Genomic DNA, 23,537 nt, shown 5'->3' on the forward strand with positions numbered 1-23,537 from the left:
TCACCATGAAAATGAAACAAAACAGACTCTGTCTGCTGGCAGTCTGCTCGCTTCTGCTTACGCATAAATCAGGGGCCGTCTCGTTTGATCCCTCCCTGCTTGCTGGCGCATCCGGTGAGTCCGATCTGTCTCGCTTTTCCGAAAACAACGTCATGCCTGCCGGCAATCAGGAGATGGATATCTACGTGAACGGCAGCTGGAAGGGGCGATATACCGTGGTCTACGGCGAGCAGCGTGATGACATCCGCCTCGCCTGGAAAGATGCCCGGACGCTTGGCATCAACACCGCGTCCGTTCCCGCGCCCGCCATTGCGAATGGGCAGGTCCAGCTGCGCGATTTGGTTCAGGGCGGCGACGTGAAAACCGATACCGGCACCCTGAGCCTGGCGCTCACCGTTCCCCAGGCGGCGGTACTACATACTGAAGAAGGGTACATTGCCCCGCAATTCTGGGATGAGGGGATACCGGCGCTGATGCTGTCGTGGAACACGACCTGGTACAACACCCGCGCCAAGGGCGCGGCGAAAGACACAAACGATGATTTTTATGCCGGGCTGGATTCCGGCGCCAACCTGTTCGGCTGGCAGTTTCGCGACAGCAGCACCTGGCGGAAAACGGCCAGCGGAGAGAGCAGCTGGCAGAACAATACCCGCTATCTGCGCCGTCCCCTGGCCTCGCTGAAGTCCAACCTGACGCTGGGTGATTTTTATATTCCGGGCGATCTGTTTGATTCGCTTCGCGTACGCGGCGCGTCGCTGGCATCGGACATGAAGATGCGCCCAAATTCACAGCAGGGATTTTCGCCGGTGGTCCACGGCGTTGCGCGGACTAACGCCCTGGTGAAGGTTATCCAGAACGGCAACGTGATCTATCAGGAAAACGTTCCGCCGGGCCAGTTTACGCTCGACAGCATTCAGCCTACCGGTTCCGCGGGCGATCTGCTGGTCGTGGTACGCGAAGCCGATGGTTCCCGGCAGTCCTTCACGGTGCCGTTTTCCGCCGTGCCCGGCATGCTAAAAGAGGGCGTGAGCCAGTACAGCGTGGTGGCGGGCAAGGTGCATCAAAACACGCTCGACGCCGAACCCGCCTTTCTGCAGGCCACGCTGCGCTACGGGTTTAACAACCTCATCACCGGGTATACCGGGACGATTTTTAGCGATAACTACCAGGCCGGGCTTGTCGGTACCGGGTGGAACCTTCCCTTTGGTGCCGTCTCGTTCGACGTCACCCACGCAAAAACGACCCTACAGGATCGCTCCAGCAGCGGTCAGAGCTATCGCGTGTCGTACAGCAAATTTATCGATACCACCGCCACCAACTTCACGCTGGCGGCCTATCGCTATTCCACTAAAGGCTATTACAGCTTCAGCGACGCGCTCTATTCACGTGAAGGTTATCAGCGCCTGAGAGAACAGTACGACAATTACGAAGAGCGGTTTGGCGTTGCGCCCGACATGTCGCTGAGCACCTGGGATGCCCTGCGCGCGGCGCAGCCCAAAAACACCTTCACGCTTAACCTTAACCAGCGCCTGCTCGATAACTGGGGCACGGTGTTTATCTCCGGCACGCAGCGCGATTACTGGAATTCGCAGCAAACCTCACGCGAATATCAGATGGGCTATTCCAACGCGATTGGCCGCGCCAGCTACACCGTGTCGGCCAGCCGGGTACGTAATAATGATAGCGAACAAGAGACCCGCGTTTACCTCTCCCTCAGCCTGCCGTTCTCGCTGTTTGATAACAATGCGTGGATCACCTCCAGCCTGACGGCCAGCGATTCGCATTACGAGCAGAGCAATATCAGCATGAGCGGAAACGCGATGGCGTCGAACCGCCTGAGCTATACCCTCTCCGGCAGCAACGCGCGCGGTGGAAAAAACGCGGCGAGCGTGAACGCGGCGTATCGTTCTAACTTTGCGACGCTGGGCGGCTCTTACAGCGAATCTTCCGACTATCGCCAGACCGGGCTCAGCGGGCGCGGAAGCCTGGTGGCCTTCCCGTGGCACGTTCTCGCCTCAAACGAAACCGGCACAACCATGACTATTGTCGATGCGCCTAAGGCCGAGGGGCTGATGGTGAACGGCGATGAAAGTATTGTGACCAACCGCGACGGCGTGGCGCTGGTGCCTTACGCCACCCCGTATCGTAAAAACGCCATTACGTTAACTGAAACGGAAAACAGCGCTGGCGCGGAAGTGATCGGCAACATGGCGAACGTGGCTCCCTACGACGGGGCGGTGAGCTATGTCCGCTTTGAAACCGACAAACGCCAGTCGTGGGTGCTTCGCGCGGCGCGTGCCGACGGTAAGCCCCTGCCATTCGGAACCGAAGTCCTGGACGAGCACGGTGGATCCGTCGGGTATGTCGGCCAGGCCAGCGTGCTTTATATCCGCGCTGAACAGCCGCCACGCGCGCTCAACGTGCATCTTCGCGGCGGTAAATGCGAAATTTCCGCGCCGGCATGGGGGCTGGACGGCTCGCCATCGGTCTGCCAATAATTACGGGTTATCAATATGATACGTTTATTTGTTTTCCTGCTTCTTTCCAGTATCAGCGGGTTGAGCTATGCCACCTGCTCCGGCAGCAGCATCGTCTATGGCACGCCCATTTCGGTCGATTTATCGGATAAGCTGAGCCCCGCCACGCCGACCTGGACCGGAAGCTTTACCACGCAGTACAGCGGCACGTTCAACTGCACGACGGGCAACAGCCAGTTTTCATACACGCCTATCCTGTCGACCGACAGCCAATACGCCACCATCCTCGGGTTCAGCAATAACAAGTATATGGTGCGGGCGGAGATCACCAATCCTCCGGCCAATAAAACGCTGGCCGCCAGCGGAAGCCATACGGCGGCTGAGCTGAACACGCCGTTTACGGTTCGCTTCACCCTCGTTAGCCAGAGCGGCACCACGCTTACGGGCGATACGGCGAACATGAGCGACGTTCTGTTCGTCAGCGATATGAGCGGATTGTCGTTTCTGGAAATCGTCCTCTGGCCAATCAATCAGGTCATCAAAATCGCCCAGTGGTTATTCAGCGGGTTCAAGTGGCCTTACGACAACCGCGATATGTTCGGTCAGCCGATGATCATCAAATATGCGCCGAAGCTGACCACCTGTTCGTTTGATAACGCGGGACTGACCGTGGCGCTTCCGACGCTCGGCATTCCCCAGCTCAGCGCATCCTCCCAGCCGGGGCTGACGCCTTTTTCACTCAACATGAGCTGCCAGAACGTGGGGGTTAACGGGAATTCCGACCGGACAATCGAGATGTTCCTCTCCAGCACGCAGCTGCTGTCAACCGACAATTCGGTGCTGATTGACGGCAGCAGCGGCGCGGCGCAGGGCGTTGGGCTACGGCTGATCAAACGTGATGCCCCACAAACGCCGGTCACCTTCTCCACCTCCACCACCAGCCGCGGTAACGCCACGATGCTTTTCAGCGTGGCGGCCGGCGCGGCCCTGAGCGAACATTTCACTATACCTATGGCGGCGTACTATTACGCGTGGGCACCCGCTCAGGCAAGCCAGGGCAAGATCAATACCTCGGCTACGCTGAATATTATCTATCCCTGACGGGACCCGTGCGGGCAGGCTACTCCTCCATTTTTCCAACCATATGCAGATACTTAATCAGTTCGCTATGGTTGGAAAGATTCAGCTTTTTCATCGCATTGTGCTTCTGCGTGGCAATAGTGCTGACGGAGCGGTTGCGATGACGTGCAATTTCAGTCGTTGAAAAACCCTCCACGATAAGATGAAGTACCTCCCACTCTCTGGCTGAAAGAATGGAACGCGATCGCGAACCTGCCCGCATTGCCTGCCTGAGCCAGGAAGAGATCAGCGGTTTTGGCATTTCCGTCATGAGTAACGCGGGTATCTCCTTCTTCAGTTCTGAAAACTCATCCTGCTGGCTAATGGTCAGCTCAAATTTCATCTGTAGCACTTTTTTTAACAGCCCGTACGGCAGTTCGGGCACCAGAAGCACCCGCCTGACGTTATGCGTTTTGCATAAGGCGGTGAAACGGCTGCTGACTTCAGTGCTCCACTCCTTATGATTCAGCAGATAATTAAATTCGGTTAAAAAAATATCCACACCATTATCAGCAACGGCTGCCAGTGCCTGTTCAGTGGAATCGACCAGATTAATTTTCAACACGTACTCGGGTAAAAGGTCATGCAGCGCCTGGAATATTATCTCTTTAAAGATATTTATTTTGTAAAACACCATTACTCTTACGATACGTTCAGTATTAATCATGTCATGTCTAAATTATCGTGACCGGAGGAAAAGGATAATAGTTTATGTCCTCACCACTCTCAACCTCTACGCGCCAGGATTTTATCCTTCTCGTGACTAAAATTCTGAACGAGTACATTAAATTTATAGAAAATATTCTATTTTATTCTGCAAGCTTCTCATGCCTGAATGGCCAGACCTGCAAATAATCCTGCCGGGATCACAGAACCACGTACAAGGACGGTATCAAAACCGTTGAAAAACCGTGGGTTACCCACATTAAAAACCACCCCAATGGTTATTAAGCTCTAATTTTCAGAATAAAAAGCTGCCGTGAATATTATTAGAAGATTAAAAGAATTACATTTATCATTAAAACCGCTTTTCAATTTTATCTTTTGTTAATAACAGGCAGTAGCTTTACTCAACAGTTTGTATTGGCTTACATTGATGCCATCGCACAACACTATTTAAACGGTGTTCACTACTCTTTGTGTAATAAGAAATTGCGCGTCCGCCAGTTTCTCTTATACGGACTGTTTACTCAGCGAAAGGAGAATGCCAATGCAAAATAAAAAAACAATTCATGTTGCTGTTGTCGACAGCTGCGAATTCACGATGATTGGCCTGCAATCGCTTGGAAAGCGTGAGCCTGATGAAAAGCACGATGTTATTTTCCATGGATTCACCCATATCGAAGAGCTTGCAAATTGCGAACAGCTTTTTGATATCATCATTTATGATCCATTGAATACGCGTCATTTCAGGGTGACAACCAATGACGACATTCTCTGTATTAAACAACAGCAAAAAACGGCGAAGATCTATATTTATTCGCTGTCTGCGGGCTATTTAAAATTCAAGCACGTTGATGGCGTCATCAGCAAAAGGGTTTCCCTGGGCGATATCAAAGCGCTGTGGCAAATACTGATGAGCCAGACGCCGCAGGAATCGGGCCGCTATAACGTCGGCATGACAACCCGTTTACGCACGCCGGCAAGGCTGTCCAGCGAGGAAGCCAGCGTACTGCGCGGCTACTCCTGTAATCTTAAAACCAAGCAAATTGCCCGACAGCTGGGCTGCAACGTCAGGCTCGTTTATTTTTATAAAAACAATGCCATGAATAAGCTGAAAGCCGTGCGCGGCCCGTCTTTTTATCAAAGCATTCGCTGGATCCTGAATTAAGTGTGTGACCGTGTGTCGTTTGCCTTTTGTTCCCGTGTCCGCGGGAACCTTTTTTGTTTCTGAAGGCTGCTCCATGTATACCGTTCTTCCCTCCCCCGTATTGCAACGTATCTCAGGGCTGCGATTCCAGCCGCTTGTCGATCTCCGGTCGGGACAGGTTGTTGCGCATGAAGTTCTCGTGGAGATCCCGAACGTCAATCTTGAGGTGTTGTTTGCCTCGCTGCCTTCGCGCAGCGCGCTGCAAATCTTCTTCTGGCAGGCCAGTACCCTTTTACAGATACCCGGCCGGGACGCCTACTGGCTTAACCTCCCGGCAGAACATCTTCTCGACGAACGCGCCATCCGGCTATTGCTCGCGTTACGTCATCAGCAGCGGTTAACGATTGAAATTCAGGATCCCCTTACCCCCACGCGGCTGAGTGAGGCGGAGCAACGTCGCCTCTGTGCCACGCTTGTTCGGCTAAAAGAGGCGGGCTGGAAAATCTGGCTGGACGATCTGACCCGGGACCTGGCAGAGGAGTACCGGCGCCTCGCCCTTCCGCTGGACGGCGTGAAGATCGACCGCTCAGCGCTGAGCGGTGATGCACCGCTTGCCCCGCTGGTGAAGGACATCAGGGCCGGTATCGCTCGGTCTGTACTTATTGAAGGCATTGAGAACTCGCGGGATCTGGCGCGCGCCCGCGCGTCCGGTGCGCAGCTTGGACAGGGTTTTCTGTGGCCCGAAGGCCGAACGGACGCCAGCGTAACGCGATGAAGGCCAGCGGATCGCGGGCCTTCAACTCGCGCATTACCAGCCCGGCACCGCTCCGCCGTTGAAAATCGTCTCTGCCGCTTTTGCCACTTCAGGCGACTGATAGGACTGAATAAACGCCTTCACGTTCCCGGCATCTTTGTTGTCTTCACGCGTGACGATGATGTTCACGTAAGGCGAGTTTTTATCTTCAATAAAGACGCTGTCATGCACCGGAGAAAGCCCGGTTTGCTGGAGATAGGTGGTGCTGATGATGGCCACATCCACCTTCGGATCGTCCAGCACGCGCGGCAGCTGCGCCCCTTCCAGCTCCATAATGTTCAGGCGCTTAGGATTCGCGGTAATATCCAGCGCCGTCGGCAGCAGGCCCACGTCCGGCTTCAGGCTAATCAGCCTCTCTTTTTGCAGCAGCAGCAGCGCGCGGCCAAGGTTTGTCGGATCGTTGGGAATGGCAATGGTTGCGCCGTCCTTCAGTTCAGAAACCGATTTAATCTTGCGGGAATAGCCTGCCATCGGAAAGACAAAGGTGTTCGCCACGGCAACCAGCCTGTAGTTATGCGCCTTATTATCTTGCGCGAGGAACGGGCGATGCTGAAAGACGTTGGCATCCAGTTCCCCCTGACTGGTGGCATCGTTGGGCAGCAGCGAGCCGCTAAAGCCTACCAGCTCCACGTCCAGACCGTATTTCTCTTTCGCCACCTTTTTGGCGACTTCCGCCACGTCCTGCTCGGCGCCGTTAATTACGCCGACCTTAATGTGTCTGGCATCACTGCTGCTTTGATCGCAGCCCGCGAGCAGCAGGCCAGCCAGGATAAGCGCACCCAGTCGAAGTTTCACGAGACAGTTCCTTTTGATAAACGTTTTAAAGACTATATCGACAACGAGGCGGCAGGCTAAAAAACGAAAAGGAATCAGTAAGAGGGATAAGTTATATATGTTTTTGCAACGTATTCGGAAGGATGCAGGCTCGGTAAGCGTAGCGCCTCCGGGCGATGACGCTTACGAAGCTACCGTCCAGTCTTCTACGGTAAGGTTTTGCACCATCCCGAATGCGCGGTCGTTCGTAACAATCGTTGTGCCACGGCTGATGGCATGTGCCGCAATAAGCTGATCCAAATCGCCCATTACTTTCCCTTTTTTTTCCATTGCTGCACGAAGTTCACCGTAGGTGGCCGCGGCTGCGCTATCCCAGTCGCAGATAGTGATGGTTTTAAGAAATTCCATTATGGTTTCGTGCAGCTTGTTGTTTTGCTTTTTGGCTACGCCATAAAGCAATTCAGCCTCCGTTACGCTTGAAATACACATCTTTTCTGGCGTGATGTGCGAATATCGGTTTACAACCTCAGGATGCTGCCTCACCAGATGGCTTACGATGTTAGTGTCCAGCATATGCAGCATCTTCTACAGCCCTTCGAGAGGATCTCTTGTCGTATAGCTTTGATTACGCTCCTCTTTACTCAGAAAAGAATCAGGCACATGCGTTTGTTTGAGCATACGCAAAAAGTTATCCCTGTGCCGTTCTTTCTCAGACCTCGCCGTCAAAACCACATTCCCCTCTGCATCCCGTTTGATGTAGACACTCTCCGTTTCAAACGCAAATTCCGTCGGCAAGACCACGACCTAGTTTCGCCCTTTTTTAACGAGTTTCGCTGTGCGCTCCATGGCAACCTCTGTAGGTTTATTGACCAGCCCACAGCATGCGCTAACGTCCCGGGAGGCGACAAGGGAGACATCTCAAATTCAGAAAGCGACTCGCAATAATTAGCGGTATCGCTAACGTTACTGGTCCTTGCGCAGCGGCGCCTCGCGCTGGCCGTGATGGGCAACGGCATCGGCGGCTAAAGGTTTTTCGTCAGATAGTGTCTTTGCATCCCCTCATAAGGGTAGTCCTGCAAAGACATTTGTAGCCGGTAGCCCTGTTTCTCATAGAACGGACGCGCCTGGAAGCTGACCGTATCCACCAGCGCATGCCTGCATCCTTTGCGGCGGGCGTCGTCTTCGGCCGCTTTGATAAGCTGGCTGCCAACGCCGGAACCGCGCACGCTCTCGCTGACCCACAGATAATCAATATTCAGCCAGTCGCCTTTACGCACGCCGATCAGCCCACCCAGCATGACGCCGTTATCGTCTCGTACATAAACGCCTGTATCGCCGCTGAAGTTCGAGAGATCTAAAAACTGCGCGTTATAGGCGCGCAGCCCCGTTAATAATTCTTCTTTTTCTTCAGAAGTAACGTTATCTGTAATACTCAGGTGCATAATACTCTCCTTATTTTCAGCGCAATCTGAATATCTCACAGTTTAAAGTTCATAAAAACTCCTTATTTTCTCCATTGTTTATACCAGGAAATATTTATTCAATATGTAAATAAAAAAAAGCCTTTCCAATAGACTCCTGAAACGTATAATGAGAACGATCATTCTCACTTTTACACGGTAGCACACGATGAGCACAACGCTGGAAGAACGACAAAAACTGCGCCAGGACGAGATCATCACCGCCGCGCGCCGCTGCTTTCGCGCCAGCGGGTTTCACGCGGCCAGCATGTCGCAGATCGCCAGCGAGGCGAAGCTCAGCGTCGGGCAGATTTACCGCTATTTCAGTAACAAAGACGCGATTATTGAAGAGATGATCCGCCGTATCATCGACTCGCGCATCCAGGAGATGCAGGGTAAAACGCTGGTAGAGGGGATGCCGCAGGCACTTGCCTGGCGACAGACGCTCAACGAAGACGACGATGCGCTAATGCTTGAAATGTCCGCCGAGGCCACGCGAAATCCTCATGTTGCCGCCATGCTGACAGAAGCCGAATCACGTATGTTCGCCAACGCCTGTGGGCACCTGAAAAAGCAGTTTCCCCACCTGAGCGATGAACATATTCGCTGCTGCGTGGAGATTACCGCCGTGATGATCGAAGGCACCATTTATCGTCGGCTCACGCCGTTAAAAGTACCGTCAGAACAATTAGAGCCGATTTATCAGAATATTTTAAATATGCTTTTCTCTGCGAAGTAATCGCATGTGAATAATTAAACGAGATAAGTAATTTCTCGTTTTTAACATTTCTGGCTTAGCCAGAGATGCGGTATCGCTGTGCCTTTAAATAGCCCTCCTCCATGTTAAGCGATTAACGGGGCAGGCTTCGTTCACCCTGGAAAAAGATTATGAAAACCATAACAACCTCCATCGCAGCATTACTCCTCCTGACCGGGTGCGATAATGCACAAACGTCTTCTCCCCAGCACCCTTTGCCGGAAGTGGGGATTGTCACGCTCATGAGCCAGCCCGTGTCCGTGGTCAGCGAGCTGACCGGCCGCACTACCGCCGCGATGAGCGCCGAAGTGCGCCCGCAGGTGGGCGGCATTATTCAGAAGCGGCTTTTTACCGAAGGCGATACCGTTAAAGCCGGGCAGGCGCTGTATCAAATCGATCCCTCCAGCTACCGCGCCGCTTACGATGAAGCCGCCGCCGCGCTGAAGCAGGCGCAGGCGCTGGTCCAGGCCGACTGCCAGAAAGCCCAGCGCTATGCGCAGCTGGTGAAAGACGACGGCGTATCGCGTCAGGATGCGGAAGACGCTAAATCCACCTGCGCGCAGGACAAGGCCAGCGTCGCGTCAAAGAAGGCCGCGCAGGAGAGCGCGCGCATTAACCTCAGCTGGACCACCATCACCGCACCGATTGCCGGACGCATCGGGATCTCGTCCGTTACCCCCGGCGCGCTGGTAACGGCCCAGCAGGATACCGCGCTGGCGACCATTCGCGGGCTGGACAGCATGTACGTTGATTTAACCCGCTCCAGCGCCGACCTGCTGCGATTACGCAAGCAAACCCTCGCCAGCAACAGCGATAAGCTGAACGTGTCCTTAATTCTCGAAGACGGCAGCACCTACAGCGAAAAGGGCCGCCTGGCGCTGACCGAAGTGGCAGTGGATGAGTCTACCGGCTCGGTTACCCTGCGCGCCGTCTTCCCGAACCCGCAGCACCAGCTTCTGCCGGGCATGTTCGTCCGCGCCAGAGTGGATGAAGGCATCATGAATGACGCAATCCTCGCGCCGCAGCAGGGCATCACCCGCGACGCCAAAGGCACCGCCACCGCGCTGGTAGTGAACGCCAGCAACAAGGTAGAGCAGCGCCAGCTCGAAACGGGCGAGACCTACGGCGACAAATGGCTGGTGCTGAGCGGCCTGAAGGCCGGTGACAGGCTGATAGTGGAAGGCACAGACAAAGTCACCGCCGGGCAGGAAGTGAAGGCCGAAGAGATGAAAAACGCCGGAGGGAACGCCTGATGTTTTCCCGTTTCTTCGTGCGTCGCCCGGTTTTTGCCTGGGTGATCGCCATTCTCATCATGCTCGCCGGTGTGCTGGCGATCCGCACGCTGCCGGTCGCGCAGTACCCGGACGTCGCCCCGCCGTCGATCAAAATCTCTGCCACCTACACCGGCGCCTCCGCGCAGACGCTGGAGAACAGCGTAACGCAGGTGATCGAGCAGCAGCTCACCGGGCTGGATAACCTGCTCTACTTCACCTCCACCAGCAGTTCGGACGGGTCGGTGAGCATCTCCGTCACCTTCGAGCAGGGAACTGACCCGGACACCGCGCAGGTGCAGGTACAGAACAAAGTCCAGCAGGCGGAATCGCGCCTGCCGACCGAGGTGCAGCAGTCCGGGATCACCGTTGAAAAGTCCCAGAGCAACTTTCTGCTGATCATGGGCGTGTATGACAAAACCGACACCGCCAGCAGCTCGGACATCGCCGACTGGCTGGTGAGCAATATGCAGGATCCGCTGGCGCGCGTGGATGGCGTCGGGAGTTTGCAGGTGTTTGGCGCGGAATACGCGATGCGTATCTGGCTCGATCCGGCAAAACTGGCCTCTTACTCGCTGATGCCTTCAGACGTGCAGAGCGCAATTGAAGCGCAAAACGTGCAGGTCTCCGCCGGTAAGATCGGCGCGCTGCCCTCGTCGAACGCCCAGCAGCTGACCGCCACCGTGCGCGCCCAGTCGCGCCTGCAGACGGTCGATCAGTTTAAAAACATCATCGTGAAGAGCCAGTCCAGCGGTGCGGTGGTGCGCATCAGCGATGTCGCCCGCGTGGAGATGGGCAGCGAGGATTACACCGCCACCGCGAAGCTGAACGGCCACCCGGCGGCGGGTATGGCGGTGATGCTTTCACCTGGCGCGAACGCGCTCAACACCGCGACGGCGGTGAAGGATAAAATCGCCGAGTTCAAAAAGTCGATGCCGGAAGGCTACGACGTGGCCTACCCGAAGGACAGCACCGAGTTCATTAAGATTTCCGTTGAAGACGTGATTCAGACCCTGTTTGAAGCCATTATCCTCGTGGTCGTGGTGATGTACCTGTTCCTGCAAAACATCCGCGCCACGCTGATCCCGGCGCTGGCCGTTCCGGTGGTTCTGCTGGGCACCTTCGGCGTGCTGGTGCTGTTCGGTTACTCCATTAACACCCTGACGCTGTTTGCAATGGTGCTGGCCATCGGCCTGCTGGTGGATGACGCCATCGTGGTGGTGGAAAACGTCGAGCGTATTATGCGCGACGAAGGGCTGCCCGCCCGGGAGGCCACCGAAAAATCGATGGGCGAAATCTCCGGCGCGCTGATCGCCATTGCGCTGGTGCTCTCTGCGGTATTCCTGCCGATGGCCTTTTTCGGCGGCTCGACCGGGGTAATTTACCGTCAGTTCTCGGTCACCATTATTTCGGCGATGTTCCTCTCCGTAGTCGTGGCGTTGACCCTGACGCCCGCGCTGTGCGGCTCAATTCTGAGACACTCGCCTCAGCACAAGAAAGGTTTCTTCGGCGCGTTTAACCGCTTCTACAGCAGGACCGAGCAAGGCTATCAGAACAAGGTGCTGCGCGCCCTGCGACGCTCCGGCGGCATGCTGGTCATCTACGCTCTGCTCTGCGGCGCCATGGGCTTCGCCATGCTGAAGCTGCCGGGCAGCTTCCTGCCGACGGAAGACCAGGGCGAAATCATGGTGCAGTACACTCTCCCAGCCGGCGCAACGGCGGTACGTACTGCCGAAGTTAGCCGTCAGGTGCGAGAGTGGTTCCTCACCAAAGAGAAAGCTAACACCAACGTTATCTTCACCATTGAGGGCTTCAGCTTCAGCGGCAGCGGCCAGAACGCCGGGATGGCGTTTGTCTCCCTGAAAAACTGGTCCGAACGTAAGGGTGATGAAAACACCGCCCAGGCCATTGCCCTGCGCGCCACGCAGGAGCTGAGCGCCATCCGCGATGCCACTATATTTGCGATGACGCCGCCAGCGGTAGACGGCCTTGGCCAGAGTAACGGCTTTACCTTTGAGCTCATGGCTAGCGGCGGCACCGACCGTGACACGCTGCTGAAAATGCGTAATCAGCTGATTGCCAGGGCTAATCAGGACAGCTCGCTGCACGCGGTGCGCGCCAACGATCTGCCGCAGATGCCGCAGCTTCAGGTCGATATTGATAACAACAAAGCGGTGTCGCTGGGGCTTTCCCTGAGCGACGTCACCGATACCCTCTCCAGCGCCTGGGGCGGTACCTACGTGAACGACTTTATCGATCGCGGCCGCGTGAAGAAGGTCTACATCCAGGGCGACAGCGACTATCGCGCCGTCCCGTCGGATCTTAACAAATGGTACGTGCGCGGCAGCGACAGCACCATGACCCCGTTCTCCGCCTTCGCTACCACGCGCTGGGAGTACGGTCCGGAAAGCCTGGTGCGCTACAACGGCTCGGCGGCATATGAGATTCAGGGCGAAAACGCCAGCGGGGCCAGCTCCGGCACGGCAATGAGCAAAATGGAGCAGCTGGCAAACAGTCTGCCGTCCGGCAGCACCTGGGCCTGGAGCGGTTTGTCCTTACAGGAGAAACTGGCGAGCGGCCAGGCGATGAGCCTCTACGCCCTTTCCATCCTCGTGGTGTTCCTGTGTCTGGCGGCGCTGTATGAGAGCTGGTCAGTACCGATTTCGGTCATCCTGGTGATCCCGCTTGGCGTGCTGGGCGCGGCCGTGGCCGCCTCCCTGCGCGGCCTGAACAACGACGTTTACTTCCAGGTGGCGCTGTTGACCACCATCGGCCTGTCGTCGAAGAACGCCATCCTGATTGTTGAATTTGCCGAAGCCAAAGTCGCCGAAGGTTACTCCCTGACGCGCGCCGCCCTGCGTGCCGCCCAGACGCGTCTGCGTCCCATCATCATGACCTCGCTGGCGTTTATTGCAGGCGTAACGCCGCTGGCGATTGCCACCGGCGCGGGGGCCAACAGCCGCGTGGCGATCGGTACCGGCATAATCGGCGGAACGCTGGCCGCGACGCTGCTGGCGATCTTCTTCGTTCCCTTATTCTTCGTACTGGTGAAACGTCTGTTCTCCGGTAAGCACGCAAACCGGAGGTCATAATGTTTCGTGTAACCGTATTAACGTTAGCGCTGCTGAGCGCAGGCTGCGTGTCTTTAGATCCAACGTATCAGCGCCCGGACGCTCCCGTTCCGGCAACCTTGCCCGGCGCGCACGGCGAAGCCACCGCCGTAGTAAGCCAGTGGCAGGAGGTGATGAACGATGCGCGGCTGAAAAGCGTGGTAACGATGGCGCTGAACAGCAACCGCGACGTGCAAAAAGCAATTGCCGATATCGACGCCGCCCGCGCCCAGTATGGCGAAACGCGCTCGTCACTCTTCCCGACGGTGGACGCAGGCCTGAGCCATACCCGCAGCCGCACGCTGGCAAGCGGCGTCGCCACAAGCGACGAGGCCAACGGCGCGGTCTCCAGCTTCGAGCTGGATCTGTTTGGCCGTAACCAGAGCCTCTCGCGCGCCGCGCGTGAAACCTGGCTTGCCAGCGAGTTCACCGCCCAGAACACGCGCCTGACGATGGTCAGCGAGCTGACCACCGCCTGGGTGACGCTGGCGGCGGATAACAGCAACCTGGCGCTGGCGAAATCCACCATGGAGAGCGCGGCGAACTCGCTCAGGATTGTGAAGCGCCAGCAGGAGGTGGGCGTGGCGGCCGCCACGGACGTCAGCGAGGCGATGGCGGTTTACCAGCAGGCGCGCGCCAGCGTTGCGAGCTACCAGACGCTGGTGATGCAGGATAAAAACGCCCTCAACCTGCTGGCGGGCGATACGGTGCCGGACAACCTTTTGCCCGGCACGCTGGAAAGCCTGGGCGACAACGCCATCACGCTGATCCCGGCGGGGGTCAGCTCCAGCGCGCTGCTGCGTCGTCCGGATATTCAGGAGGCGGAACATAACCTGCTGAGCGCCAACGCCAGTATCGGCGCGGCGCGAGCCAACTTCTTCCCGTCGATTTCGCTCACCGCCAGCGCGGGCGTCGGCAGCGATTCGCTGTCATCCCTGTTCAGCCACGGCATGAAGGTCTGGTCGTTCGCGCCGTCCATCACCCTGCCGCTGTTTAGCGGTGGCAACAATATGGCACAGCTGCGCTACGCGGAAGCAGAGAAGAAGGGGCTGATCGCCACCTATGAGAAGACCATCCAGAGCGCGTTTAAGGACGTGGCGGACGCGCTGGCGCGCCGTGAAACCCTGAGCGAGCAGCTGGATGCCCAGCGTGAATACGTGGCGGCCGAGCAAAAAACGCTGGACGTGGCGACCCGCAGCTATAAGGCGGGCGCCGGGGATTATCTGACGGTGCTCACCGCGCAGCGGTCGCTGTGGTCGGCGCAGGAATCACTGATTGCCTTACGGCAAACCGATCTGGAAAACCGCATCACGCTGTGGCAGTCGCTGGGGGGTGGGATTGAATAAACCGGATACGCGGCGAGTGGATTATATGGAGGATTATTGAGTTTTCGCCGGGTGGCGCTGCGCTTACCCGGCCTACATCACACGTTTAACGTTTCCGCACGTCCGGAATAATTAAATCCCCGCGCAGCACGTAAGATCCCAGCATCTGCGTTTTTTGATTCAGCCAGGTCACGATGCGCGCCGCCATGGCGTCCATGGAATACTCGATAGCCGGGATCACCGGAATTCCAGGCAGATGCAGCGACCCGGCCAGGCTAAACACCATGATGTCTTCCGGTACCGATTTATTAAACGCCTGAAGCTGCGGGATCACCCTCTGGGCTTCCTGCTCGTCCGCCACCAGCAGCGCGTTGAAGTTCAGCGTCGACGCGTTGTTGAGCAACTCCTGAAGCGCAACGGACGACGAGGTTGCGTCCATGAACACGAGGTTGCGATTAAAGGGCAGGAAGTTTTTCTCCAGCGCGTGTTTGTAACCGAGCAGCACCTGGTCGGCAAACCCGCTGCCGTGGGGGTGGATCAGCGCAATCTGGCGACGCCCCTGGCTGGTGAGGTAGTTACACGCCGTTTCAGCAGCGAAAGCGTGATCGAACTGGATGCTGTTGGCGTTATCGGCTTCCATACAGTCGACCAGAATGACGTTGTCCATGTCGACGTCCAGCGGGAAACGCGCGCCAATGACCAGGATGTCATCGCAGAGCCCGCAGGAGAGCTCTTCAAGGGCGTTCATCACTTCCGTTTTGGTGTGCGCGAAACGCAGCAGCAGGTGTTTTTGATGCTGGCTGAGGTGTTTTTCCAGCGCATACAGGTAACCGGTGGTCTGGTTAATATTTTCCTGCGCGCAAATCACCCCAATGCACCCCGTCGACTGACTGAGCAGCGACTGCGCAATCACGTTAGGACGATAGTTCAGCTCATCCACCGCTTTCAGCACGGCCTGACGGCTGGCCTCTTTTACGCCACGTGACCCACTCAACACTCGCGATACCGTGGCTTTAGACACCCCGGCCAGACGTGATACATCATTGATTGTCGACATCTTTTTCCCCTGGCAGGCCATCCTCGCGCCTGCAAATTCCATAACCGCTACGGCTCACATTATAGCCAGAACGGAGTATATCCGTTTCCGTTTTCCATGGAAACCGATTTTCCGTTTCCACTCAAATTGACGTTAAAACAGCCAAATTATGTGACCCACATCCGGTTAATTAGCGTCATAAGTAGTGGATATTGATGGTTGTCACACTTCTGTCTTTTATGAATGGAAACCGGTTTCCGTATCATGTCCAATCATCCTCGCAATAACTTTTTACATTTTGAGGATGGTTGTCGATGTTCAAGATTATGCTGTGCTGTTCTGCCGGGATGTCCACCAGCCTGCTGGTCAGCAAAATGATCGATGTTGCTAAAGAGCGGGGCTTGCCCGTGAAGATTGATGCGTACGGCGTGTCCGAATTTGATACGCAGTTTCCGCAATACCAGGTGGTTCTTCTCGGACCGCAGGTGAAATACATGTTAAAGACACTCTCAGACAAGGCGGCGACGCAGGGTATTCCGGTGCAGCCCATCGACATGATGGACTACGGCATGCAGCGTGGCGATAAAGTACTGGACTATGCTCTGTCGCTCATCGAAGCGGCACACTAAAAGGTGTTCACATGAGTTCGTTATATCAATCCATGGTCGCGGTTATTGAGCAGTCAATTACCCCGCTGGCCGCAAAGCTTGGCCAGCAAAAGTATGTGATTGCCATCCGCGACGGCTTTACCGCCGCGCTGCCGTTTATGATCATCGGCTCGTTTATGCTGGTGTTCATCTTCCCGCCGTTCTCGGCGGATACCACCAACAGCTTCGCCCGCGGCTGGCTGGACTTCTCCGAGACCTATCGCGAGCAGCTGATGCTGCCGTTTAACCTCAGCATGGGCGTCATGACCTTCTTCATTTCGGTGGGGATTGGGGCGAGCCTGGGGCGCCAGTTTAACCTCGACCCGGTGATGTCCGGCCTGCTGGCCTTTATGGCCTTTCTGCTGGTTGCGGCGCCGTATGCCGACGGCAAGATCTCAACGCAGTATCTGTCCGGCCAGGGCATCTTCACCGCGCTGATTACCGCTATCTACTCCACCCGCGTCTATGCGTGGCTGAAGCAGAACAACGTGACCATCCGCCTGCCGAAAGAGGTACCGACCGGCGTGGCGCGTTCGTTCGAGATCCTGATTCCGGTAATGGTGGTGATCGGCACGCTGCATCCGCTGAACCTGTTCATTGAAGCGCAGACCGGAATGATTATCCCGCAGGCGATCATGCACCTGCTGGAGCCGCTGGTGTCAGCGTCAGACTCCCTGCCCGCGATCCTGCTCTCCGTACTGCTGTGCCAGATCTTCTGGTTCGCCGGTATTCACGGGTCGCTGATTGTTACCGGCATCATGAACCCGTTCTGGATGGCGAACCTCTCTGCTAACCAGGCGGCGCTGGCCGCTGGCGCAGCGCTCCCGCACGTTTATCTGCAAGGCTTCTGGGATCACTACCTGCTGATTGGCGGCGTAGGCTCCACGCTGCCGCTGGCGTTCCTGCTGCTGCGCAGCCGCGCCACGCATCTGCGCACCATCGGCAAAATGGGCGTCGTGCCCAGCTTCTTTAACATTAACGAACCGATTCTGTTTGGCGCGCCGATCATCATGAACCCGATGTTGTTTATCCCGTTCGTGTTCGTTCCGCTGGTCAACGCCTGCCTGGCGTACGGCGCAACAAAGCTCGGCTGGCTGGCACAGGTCGTCTCGTTAACGCCGTGGACCACGCCCGCGCCGATTGGCGCCTCGTGGGCGGCAAACTGGGCGCTCAGCCCGGTGATTATGTGCCTGGTGTGTATGGTGATGTCCGCACTGATGTACCTGCCGTTCCTGCGCGCCTATGAGCGTACGCTGATGAAAAACGAAGAGCAGAAAGCCCAGGCAACCGTCGGTGCAGCTGAAACCGTAAGCCAATAAGTCAAAGAGGAAAGGACATGAAATACGCATTTCCCGATAATTTCTGGTGGGGCAGCGCAAGCTCCGCGCTCCAGACCGAAGGGACACGAGAGGGCGAAACCACGTGGGATTACTGGTTTGCCCGCGAGCCGAACCGTTTTCACAACGGTGTGGGGCCGCAGCACACCTCCACGTTTTATCAGCACTGGAAAACGGATATTCAGCTGTTAAAGCAGCTGAACCACAACAGCTTTCGCACCTCGATTAGCTGGGCGCGCCTGATCCCCGACGGTATCGGTGAAGTGAACCCGGAAGCGGTCGATTTTTACAATCAGGTCATTGATGAGCTGAATGAACAGGGCATCACGCCGTTTATTACCCTGTTCCATTTCGACATGCCGATGGCGATGCAGGAGATCGGCGGCTGGGAAAACCGCGACGTGGTAAACGCTTACGCCCGCTATGCGCAGATTTGCTTCGAGCTGTTTGGCGATCGCGTGCTGCACTGGTTTACCTTCAACGAGCCGATTGTGCCGGTTGAGGGCGGTTATCTGTACGATTTTCACTATCCGAACGTGGTGGATTTTCGTCGGGCAGCGACCGTGGCCTATCACACCGTATTGGCCCATGCGAAGGCCGTTCAGGCTTACCGCGCCGGGCATTACGCGGGGGAGATCGGCATCGTGCTGAACCTGACGCCGTCATACCCGCGTTCGCAGAATCCGGCAGACGTGAAGGCGGCGCACATCGCAGACCTGATGTTTAACCGCAGCTTCCTGGACCCGGTCCTGCGCGGTGAATACCCGGCAGACCTGGTGGCGCTGCTGAAATCCTACGATCAATTACCCGCCTGTAAACCGGAAGACGGTTTCCTGATTGCGGAGGGGAAAATCGACCTGCTCGGCGTGAACTACTATCAGCCGCGTCGCGTGAAGTGTCGCAACAGCGCGGTAAACCCGCAGGCGCCGTTTATGCCGGAGTGGTTCTTCGATAATTACGAGATGCCGGGCCGCAAGATGAACCCGTACCGCGGCTGGGAAATATACGAGCCGGGTATTTACGATATTCTGATTAACCTGCGCGACAATTACGGCAACCCGCGCTGCTTTATTTCCGAAAACGGCATGGGCGTCGAAAATGAGCAGCGCTTTATTGAAAATGGCCAGATTAACGATCGGTACCGCATCGATTTTATTTCCGGTCATTTAGCGTGGCTGCACAAAGGTATTAGCGAAGGCTGCAATTGTCTTGGCTACCATATGTGGACGTTTATAGATAACTGGTCGTGGTGTAATGCCTATAAAAACCGCTACGGTTTTATCCAGCTCGATCTGGAGACGCAGCAGCGCACCATCAAGAAAAGCGGGGAGTGGTTTGCCGCCACCGCCTTAAATAATAGCTTTGATAAAGAGTAACCATGATGATCGCACTAGAAGAAGCCGTAATGGAAATTATCGTCAACGCCGGTCAGTCCCGCAGCCTGTGCTTTGAAGCCCTGCACGCGGCGCGCCAGGGCAACCTTGACGAAGCCAAAAGCCTGCTGCGCGAAGCCGACGGCTACGCGCGCCAGGCGCACAAGATGCAGACAAAACTGATCGAGCAGGACGCGGGCGAAGCCCGCCAGCCGATGACGTTAATCATGGTGCACGCGCAGGATCATTTAATGAACTCCCTGCTGGCGCGTGAATTATCCGAAGAGATTATTCATTTATATCAGAGATAGCCTATGACGAAATAACGTTACCGTAAGACCTCCGTACCTGAAAATATAAATCACTCTGTTTCTGATGATAGCGACATATTCTGTCTAATCGGAACGAGAGGATTATTGTCTGAATAAAATGTAAATTAATAGAGACGACAATGAAAAACAGTAAAAAACTTCCATTAACCATGGCGGTTATCGCCGCGCTTTGCCCAATTTCCGTGCTCGCACAAGAATTCACGCAGGAGCAAATCGACGCCATTGTGGCGAAAGCGGTGGATAAAGCGCTGGCCGAACGGCAGGCGAAAATGGACGCGGCGATCGCGAAAAAAGCGGACGTGGTAACCGAACCGCAAAGCGCGGCGCAGTCCCCGGATATGGCGATCCCGTTCGGGGTTAAATTTACCGGCTACGCCCGCTACGGCGCGCACTTCCAGGCCGCCGATCAGAAATACGTGGCGGTAGACGGCTCCTACAACGGTGCCTCCGCGATTGGTCGTCTGGGTAACGAAGGCAACGGCGGTGAATTCCAGCTCTCCAAGGCCTTCAAGGGTGAAAACGGCGCCGTCTGGGACATCAACGTGATGATCGACCACTGGGGTGACGAAGTTAACCTGAAAAAAGCCTACGCGGGCGTGACCAACGTTATGGCCTCCAACCCGAACGCCTACTTCTGGGCCGGTCGGGACTTCCACCAGCGTCCGCAGCAGGGCATTAACGATTACTTCTGGATGAACCACGACGGCCAGGGCGCCGGGGTGAAGAACTTCGACATCGGCGGCGTGCAGTTTGACGTCGCTGCCGTGGCGGCGGTGGAATCCTGTAGCCCGGAAGTGATGGAGGACGAAGCGAACCCGTCGCGCATCACCTGTACCGGCGGTTCCGGCACGGGCGATAAAGGCAACTACGCCGCCACCTCTAAAATCCACGGCATGAAGCTCGGCCCCATCGACATGGAGCTTTACGCCAACTACGGCTTCGACTCTAAGGCAATCGAGAGCGACGAGCGCCTGAATGCCTGGCAGGGGGGCGTGGTGCTGAGCCACACCAACGACAGCGGCGTGAACAAAGTGATCGCCCGCTACTCTGATAACGCGGACAACAGCGTCTTCAACAAGACCGAGGATCTGACCACGGTCTACGCCAGCTTCGAAGGGCTGTATAAATTCACCCAGGCCACGCAGGTGGAGTACATTCTCGCCTTCCACGACTATGACAACAGCCGCGATGACGCCGACAATCGTAAGAACTACAACGCGATTGTGCGCCCGATGCACTGGTGGAACGACGTTCACTCCACCTGGCTGGAAGCGGGCTGGCAGCACGTTGACTACGATAACGGCGGCGACAACAAGGGCTGGAAGCTGACTCTATCCCAGAACATGTCTATCGCCATGGGGCCGGAGTTCCGTCCGATGCTGCGCTTCTACGTGACCGGCGGCAAGGTGGATAACGAACGCACCGCGCGCGTGAACAACACCAAAGACGAAACGCTCGACGACTTCAACGTCGGCGCGATGTGGGAGGCGTGGTTCTAAGCAAGTTAGAAGCAAAACGGTGTTTCCCCCCTCTCCCCGTGGGAGAGGGTCGGGGTGAGGGCATCAGGCCGCACACAACCATGCTATGCTGTTGGCCAATTAACGACAACATCGCAGGGGAGAACATGGGGTCCACACGTAAAGGGATGCTAAACGTCCTGATCGCCGCCGTTTTATGGGGCAGTTCCGGGGTTTGCGCGCAGTACATCATGGAGAAAAGCCACATTTCTTCGCCTTACCTGACCATGATTCGCCTGCTGTTTACCGGCGTGATCCTCCTGACGCTTTCCTTCGTTCACGGCGATAAGATTTTTTCGGTCATCAAAAACCGTAAAGACGCCATCAGCCTGCTGTTTTTCTCGCTGGTCGGCGCGCTTACCGTGCAGCTCACCTTCCTGCTGACGATTGAAAAATCCAACGCCGCTACGGCGACCGTGCTCCAGTTCCTGTCGCCAACCATCATCGTGGCGTGGTTCGCCCTGGCGCGGAAGAAGCGTCCCGGCGTGTTTGTCCTGTCGGCGATTTTGACGTCGCTGGTCGGCACCTTCCTGCTGGTCACCCACGGCGACCCAACCTCGCTCTCCATCTCGCCTGCCGCGCTGTTCTTCGGTATCGCCTCGGCCTTTGCCGCCGCGTTTTATACCACCTATCCGTCAACGCTTATCGCCCGCTACGGCACGCTGCCGATTGTCGGCTGGAGTATGTTGATCGCCGGCTTAACGCTGACGCCGTTCTACGCCGGACGCGGCACCGCGTTTGTTATAGACGGCAGCCTGCTGCTGGCGTTTTTCTACCTGGTGGTGATCGGCACGGCGCTGACGTTCAGCCTGTACCTGAAAGGCGCGCAGATGATCGGCGGGCCGAAGGCAAGCATTCTGAGCTGCGCCGAGCCGCTGAGCAGCGCGCTGCTGTCGGTGATTTTACTGGGCGTGGCGTTTACCCTTCCGGACTGGCTGGGCACGCTGCTGATCGTGTCGTCGGTAGTGTTGATTTCGATGGATTCGAGAAGACGGGTTCAGACATCGGCATAAGCGAATGTCCCCTCACCCTAACCCTCTCCCCTATGGGGAGAGGGGACGGCCCGGTGCAGTCTTTTCACCCTCGCCCCAGTGGGGAGCGGGCCGGGGTGAGGGGGGAATTTACGACTTCGCCTTCACTTTCCCCGCCACCAGCAGCGCGGTCAGCAGCATCAGCGTGCCGGAAATGACCAGCGGAGACGTCAGCCCCAGGTGGTCGAGCGCAACGCCGCCCACTGCCGCACCGCAGGTGTTCGCCAGCTGGATCACCGCCACCTGAATCGACCCGGCTTTTTCCGCCTGATCGGCAAGCGAGCGGGTGATCCACGTCGACCAGCCCACCGGCACCAGCGCAAAGGCAAAGCCCCAGATAATCGCGATGGCAGACGCCACCCACTTATCGCTGCCCCACAGCACCAGCACCGCCGCGCTTATCGCCAGCACCAGCGGCGCACCGGCCAGCGCCACCTTCAGCGAGCGCTTCAGGAACTGGGACGACAGCGAGGTGCCGACAAAGCTGGCGATACCGAAGCTCAACAGCACCAGCGTCAGGCCGTCCACGTCAAAGCCCGCCATGGTCATATACACCGGGCGAATATAGGTAAAGAAGGCAAACTGCCCGGCAAAGGCCATGAAGATGGCGGTCATCCCCGCCAGCACGCCCGGGCGTTTAAGCAGGCTGAACATGTTCTGTTTGTGGTGCGCCGCCTCACCCGGCAGGGACGGCAGCGCCTTCCACACCCAGATAATGCACAGCACGCCCATCACCGCCGCCGCGTTAAAGACGTTACGCCAGCCGATAATCCCGCCGAGGAAGCTGCCCAGCGGCGCGGCAATCACCAGCGCGATGGAGACCGCACCGAAGATAACGGACAGCGCTTTCGGCACGGTGCGCGCGGGCACCAGGCGCATGGTCAGCGAGGCCGACATCGCCCAGAAGCCGCCAAGCCCAAGACCCAGACAGGCACGGCCGAGCAGCAGCAGGGTGAAGCTTTCAGCGAAGGAGACCAGCAGGCAGGAGAGCGTCAGCAGCACGCTGAACAGAATGACCACCTTACGGCGGTCGATGGTGCCGATAGCCTGGGTAATAAACAGGCTGGCGAACATCGCTACAAACGCGGTGACGGTAACAGACTGCCCCGCCACGCCTTCGGAAATGCCCAGATCCTGCGCCATCGGCGTCAGCAGGCTGACCGGCAGAAACTCAACGGTAATCAGGCAGGCTACGCAAAACGCCACGGAGAAAACCGCCGACCAGTTGGGGCGTGAAACCTCTTTGGCCTGCGGCGGGGTCGTGGGCTGGATATGTTCTGTCATGGCGTCACCTGAGATAAAAACGTGCGGAAAAGTCGCGCAGTTTATCATCAAAAGTGTGACGAA

Annotated in this window: 20 protein-coding genes; 14 read left to right on the plus strand and 6 right to left on the minus strand. The window is 56.8% G+C overall.

Translation table 11 applies throughout. The annotated features are described in order from the left end of the window. The first annotated feature begins 5 nt into the window (after positions 1-5). Positions 6-2,498, plus strand: a complete 2,493-nt coding sequence (locus HWQ14_RS04740; protein WP_176609099.1) for a fimbria/pilus outer membrane usher protein — start codon at positions 6-8, stop codon at positions 2,496-2,498. A gap of 15 nt (positions 2,499-2,513) precedes the next feature. Then, on the plus strand, positions 2,514-3,578 hold the full coding sequence (locus tag HWQ14_RS04745) for a fimbrial protein (protein ID WP_176609100.1): 1,065 nt from the start codon (positions 2,514-2,516) through the stop codon (positions 3,576-3,578). A gap of 19 nt (positions 3,579-3,597) precedes the next feature. Here the strand turns inward: HWQ14_RS04745 and HWQ14_RS04750 are convergent, their stop codons facing one another. Continuing rightward, positions 3,598-4,233 carry a response regulator transcription factor gene (locus HWQ14_RS04750; RefSeq protein WP_176611155.1) on the minus strand — a complete coding sequence of 212 codons (636 nt, stop codon included), beginning with the start codon at positions 4,231-4,233 and terminating at the stop codon, positions 3,598-3,600. Between the two features lie 573 nt (positions 4,234-4,806). On the opposite strand from HWQ14_RS04750, the gene HWQ14_RS04755 reads away from it, so the two are divergent. Beyond that, entirely contained in the window at positions 4,807-5,427 is a 621-nt protein-coding gene (locus HWQ14_RS04755; RefSeq protein ID WP_148420400.1) for a LuxR C-terminal-related transcriptional regulator, read from the plus strand. 73 nt (positions 5,428-5,500) lie between these two features. Next, complete coding sequence (locus HWQ14_RS04760; protein WP_176609101.1) at positions 5,501-6,181, plus strand: EAL domain-containing protein; 681 nt, start codon at positions 5,501-5,503, stop codon at positions 6,179-6,181. Between the two features lie 33 nt (positions 6,182-6,214). On the opposite strand, the gene nlpA is transcribed toward HWQ14_RS04760, so the two are convergent. The 3 genes from nlpA to HWQ14_RS04775 all read right to left on the minus strand — a co-directional run bounded on the left by nlpA (position 6,215) and on the right by HWQ14_RS04775 (position 8,436). Next, positions 6,215-7,015 carry a lipoprotein NlpA gene (nlpA, locus tag HWQ14_RS04765; RefSeq protein ID WP_176609102.1) on the minus strand — a complete coding sequence of 267 codons (801 nt, stop codon included), beginning with the start codon at positions 7,013-7,015 and terminating at the stop codon, positions 6,215-6,217. A 162-nt stretch (positions 7,016-7,177) separates the two neighbouring features. Next, positions 7,178-7,576 carry a type II toxin-antitoxin system VapC family toxin gene (locus HWQ14_RS04770; protein ID WP_176609103.1) on the minus strand — a complete coding sequence of 133 codons (399 nt, stop codon included), beginning with the start codon at positions 7,574-7,576 and terminating at the stop codon, positions 7,178-7,180. A 440-nt stretch (positions 7,577-8,016) separates the two neighbouring features. Next, on the minus strand, positions 8,017-8,436 hold the full coding sequence (locus tag HWQ14_RS04775; protein ID WP_148420396.1) for a GNAT family N-acetyltransferase: 420 nt from the start codon (positions 8,434-8,436) through the stop codon (positions 8,017-8,019). 187 nt (positions 8,437-8,623) lie between these two features. On the opposite strand from HWQ14_RS04775, the gene HWQ14_RS04780 reads away from it, so the two are divergent. The 4 genes from HWQ14_RS04780 to HWQ14_RS04795 all read left to right on the plus strand — a co-directional run bounded on the left by HWQ14_RS04780 (position 8,624) and on the right by HWQ14_RS04795 (position 14,938). Further along, entirely contained in the window at positions 8,624-9,193 is a 570-nt protein-coding gene (locus tag HWQ14_RS04780; RefSeq protein WP_148420395.1) for a TetR/AcrR family transcriptional regulator, read from the plus strand. A gap of 149 nt (positions 9,194-9,342) precedes the next feature. After that, positions 9,343-10,464, plus strand: a complete 1,122-nt coding sequence (locus HWQ14_RS04785) for an efflux RND transporter periplasmic adaptor subunit (RefSeq protein WP_176609104.1) — start codon at positions 9,343-9,345, stop codon at positions 10,462-10,464. Continuing rightward, positions 10,464-13,574: an efflux RND transporter permease subunit gene (locus HWQ14_RS04790; RefSeq protein ID WP_176609105.1), complete on the plus strand. Its 3,111-nt coding sequence runs from the start codon at positions 10,464-10,466 to the stop codon at positions 13,572-13,574. The genes HWQ14_RS04785 and HWQ14_RS04790 overlap by 1 nt, the downstream gene beginning before the upstream one ends. After that, positions 13,574-14,938 (plus strand): efflux transporter outer membrane subunit, encoded by a 1,365-nt coding sequence (locus HWQ14_RS04795; RefSeq protein ID WP_176609106.1) that lies wholly within the window; start codon positions 13,574-13,576, stop codon positions 14,936-14,938. The genes HWQ14_RS04790 and HWQ14_RS04795 overlap by 1 nt, the downstream gene beginning before the upstream one ends. Before the next feature lie 85 nt (positions 14,939-15,023). On the opposite strand, the gene HWQ14_RS04800 is transcribed toward HWQ14_RS04795, so the two are convergent. After that, complete coding sequence (locus tag HWQ14_RS04800; protein WP_148420391.1) at positions 15,024-15,974, minus strand: LacI family DNA-binding transcriptional regulator; 951 nt, start codon at positions 15,972-15,974, stop codon at positions 15,024-15,026. A 293-nt stretch (positions 15,975-16,267) separates the two neighbouring features. Between HWQ14_RS04800 and HWQ14_RS04805 the strand changes: the two genes are divergently transcribed. The 6 genes from HWQ14_RS04805 (at position 16,268) to HWQ14_RS04830 (ending at position 22,172) form a co-directional block, all read left to right on the plus strand. Further along, positions 16,268-16,582: a PTS sugar transporter subunit IIB gene (locus tag HWQ14_RS04805; RefSeq protein WP_148386083.1), complete on the plus strand. Its 315-nt coding sequence runs from the start codon at positions 16,268-16,270 to the stop codon at positions 16,580-16,582. Between the two features lie 11 nt (positions 16,583-16,593). Continuing rightward, positions 16,594-17,919, plus strand: coding sequence for a PTS sugar transporter subunit IIC (locus HWQ14_RS04810; RefSeq protein WP_176609107.1), 1,326 nt, complete (start codon positions 16,594-16,596; stop codon positions 17,917-17,919). Positions 17,920-17,936: 17 nt separating this feature from the next. After that, positions 17,937-19,313: a glycoside hydrolase family 1 protein gene (locus HWQ14_RS04815; protein WP_176609108.1), complete on the plus strand. Its 1,377-nt coding sequence runs from the start codon at positions 17,937-17,939 to the stop codon at positions 19,311-19,313. A 5-nt stretch (positions 19,314-19,318) separates the two neighbouring features. After that, positions 19,319-19,621 (plus strand): PTS lactose/cellobiose transporter subunit IIA, encoded by a 303-nt coding sequence (locus HWQ14_RS04820; protein ID WP_014168006.1) that lies wholly within the window; start codon positions 19,319-19,321, stop codon positions 19,619-19,621. 140 nt (positions 19,622-19,761) lie between these two features. Continuing rightward, on the plus strand, positions 19,762-21,141 hold the full coding sequence (locus HWQ14_RS04825) for a carbohydrate porin (protein ID WP_176609109.1): 1,380 nt from the start codon (positions 19,762-19,764) through the stop codon (positions 21,139-21,141). 125 nt (positions 21,142-21,266) lie between these two features. Further along, a complete protein-coding gene (locus HWQ14_RS04830) occupies positions 21,267-22,172 on the plus strand; it encodes an EamA family transporter (RefSeq protein WP_176609110.1) in 906 nt (301 codons plus the stop codon). A 108-nt stretch (positions 22,173-22,280) separates the two neighbouring features. Here the strand turns inward: HWQ14_RS04830 and nepI are convergent, their stop codons facing one another. Next, a complete protein-coding gene (gene nepI / locus HWQ14_RS04835; RefSeq protein WP_148420386.1) occupies positions 22,281-23,474 on the minus strand; it encodes a purine ribonucleoside efflux pump NepI in 1,194 nt (397 codons plus the stop codon). Positions 23,475-23,537 lie beyond the last annotated feature (63 nt).

Origin of the sequence: Enterobacter cloacae (genome assembly GCF_013375935.1) — a bacterium.
In the GTDB taxonomy this organism is placed as follows: domain Bacteria; phylum Pseudomonadota; class Gammaproteobacteria; order Enterobacterales; family Enterobacteriaceae; genus Enterobacter; species Enterobacter pasteurii.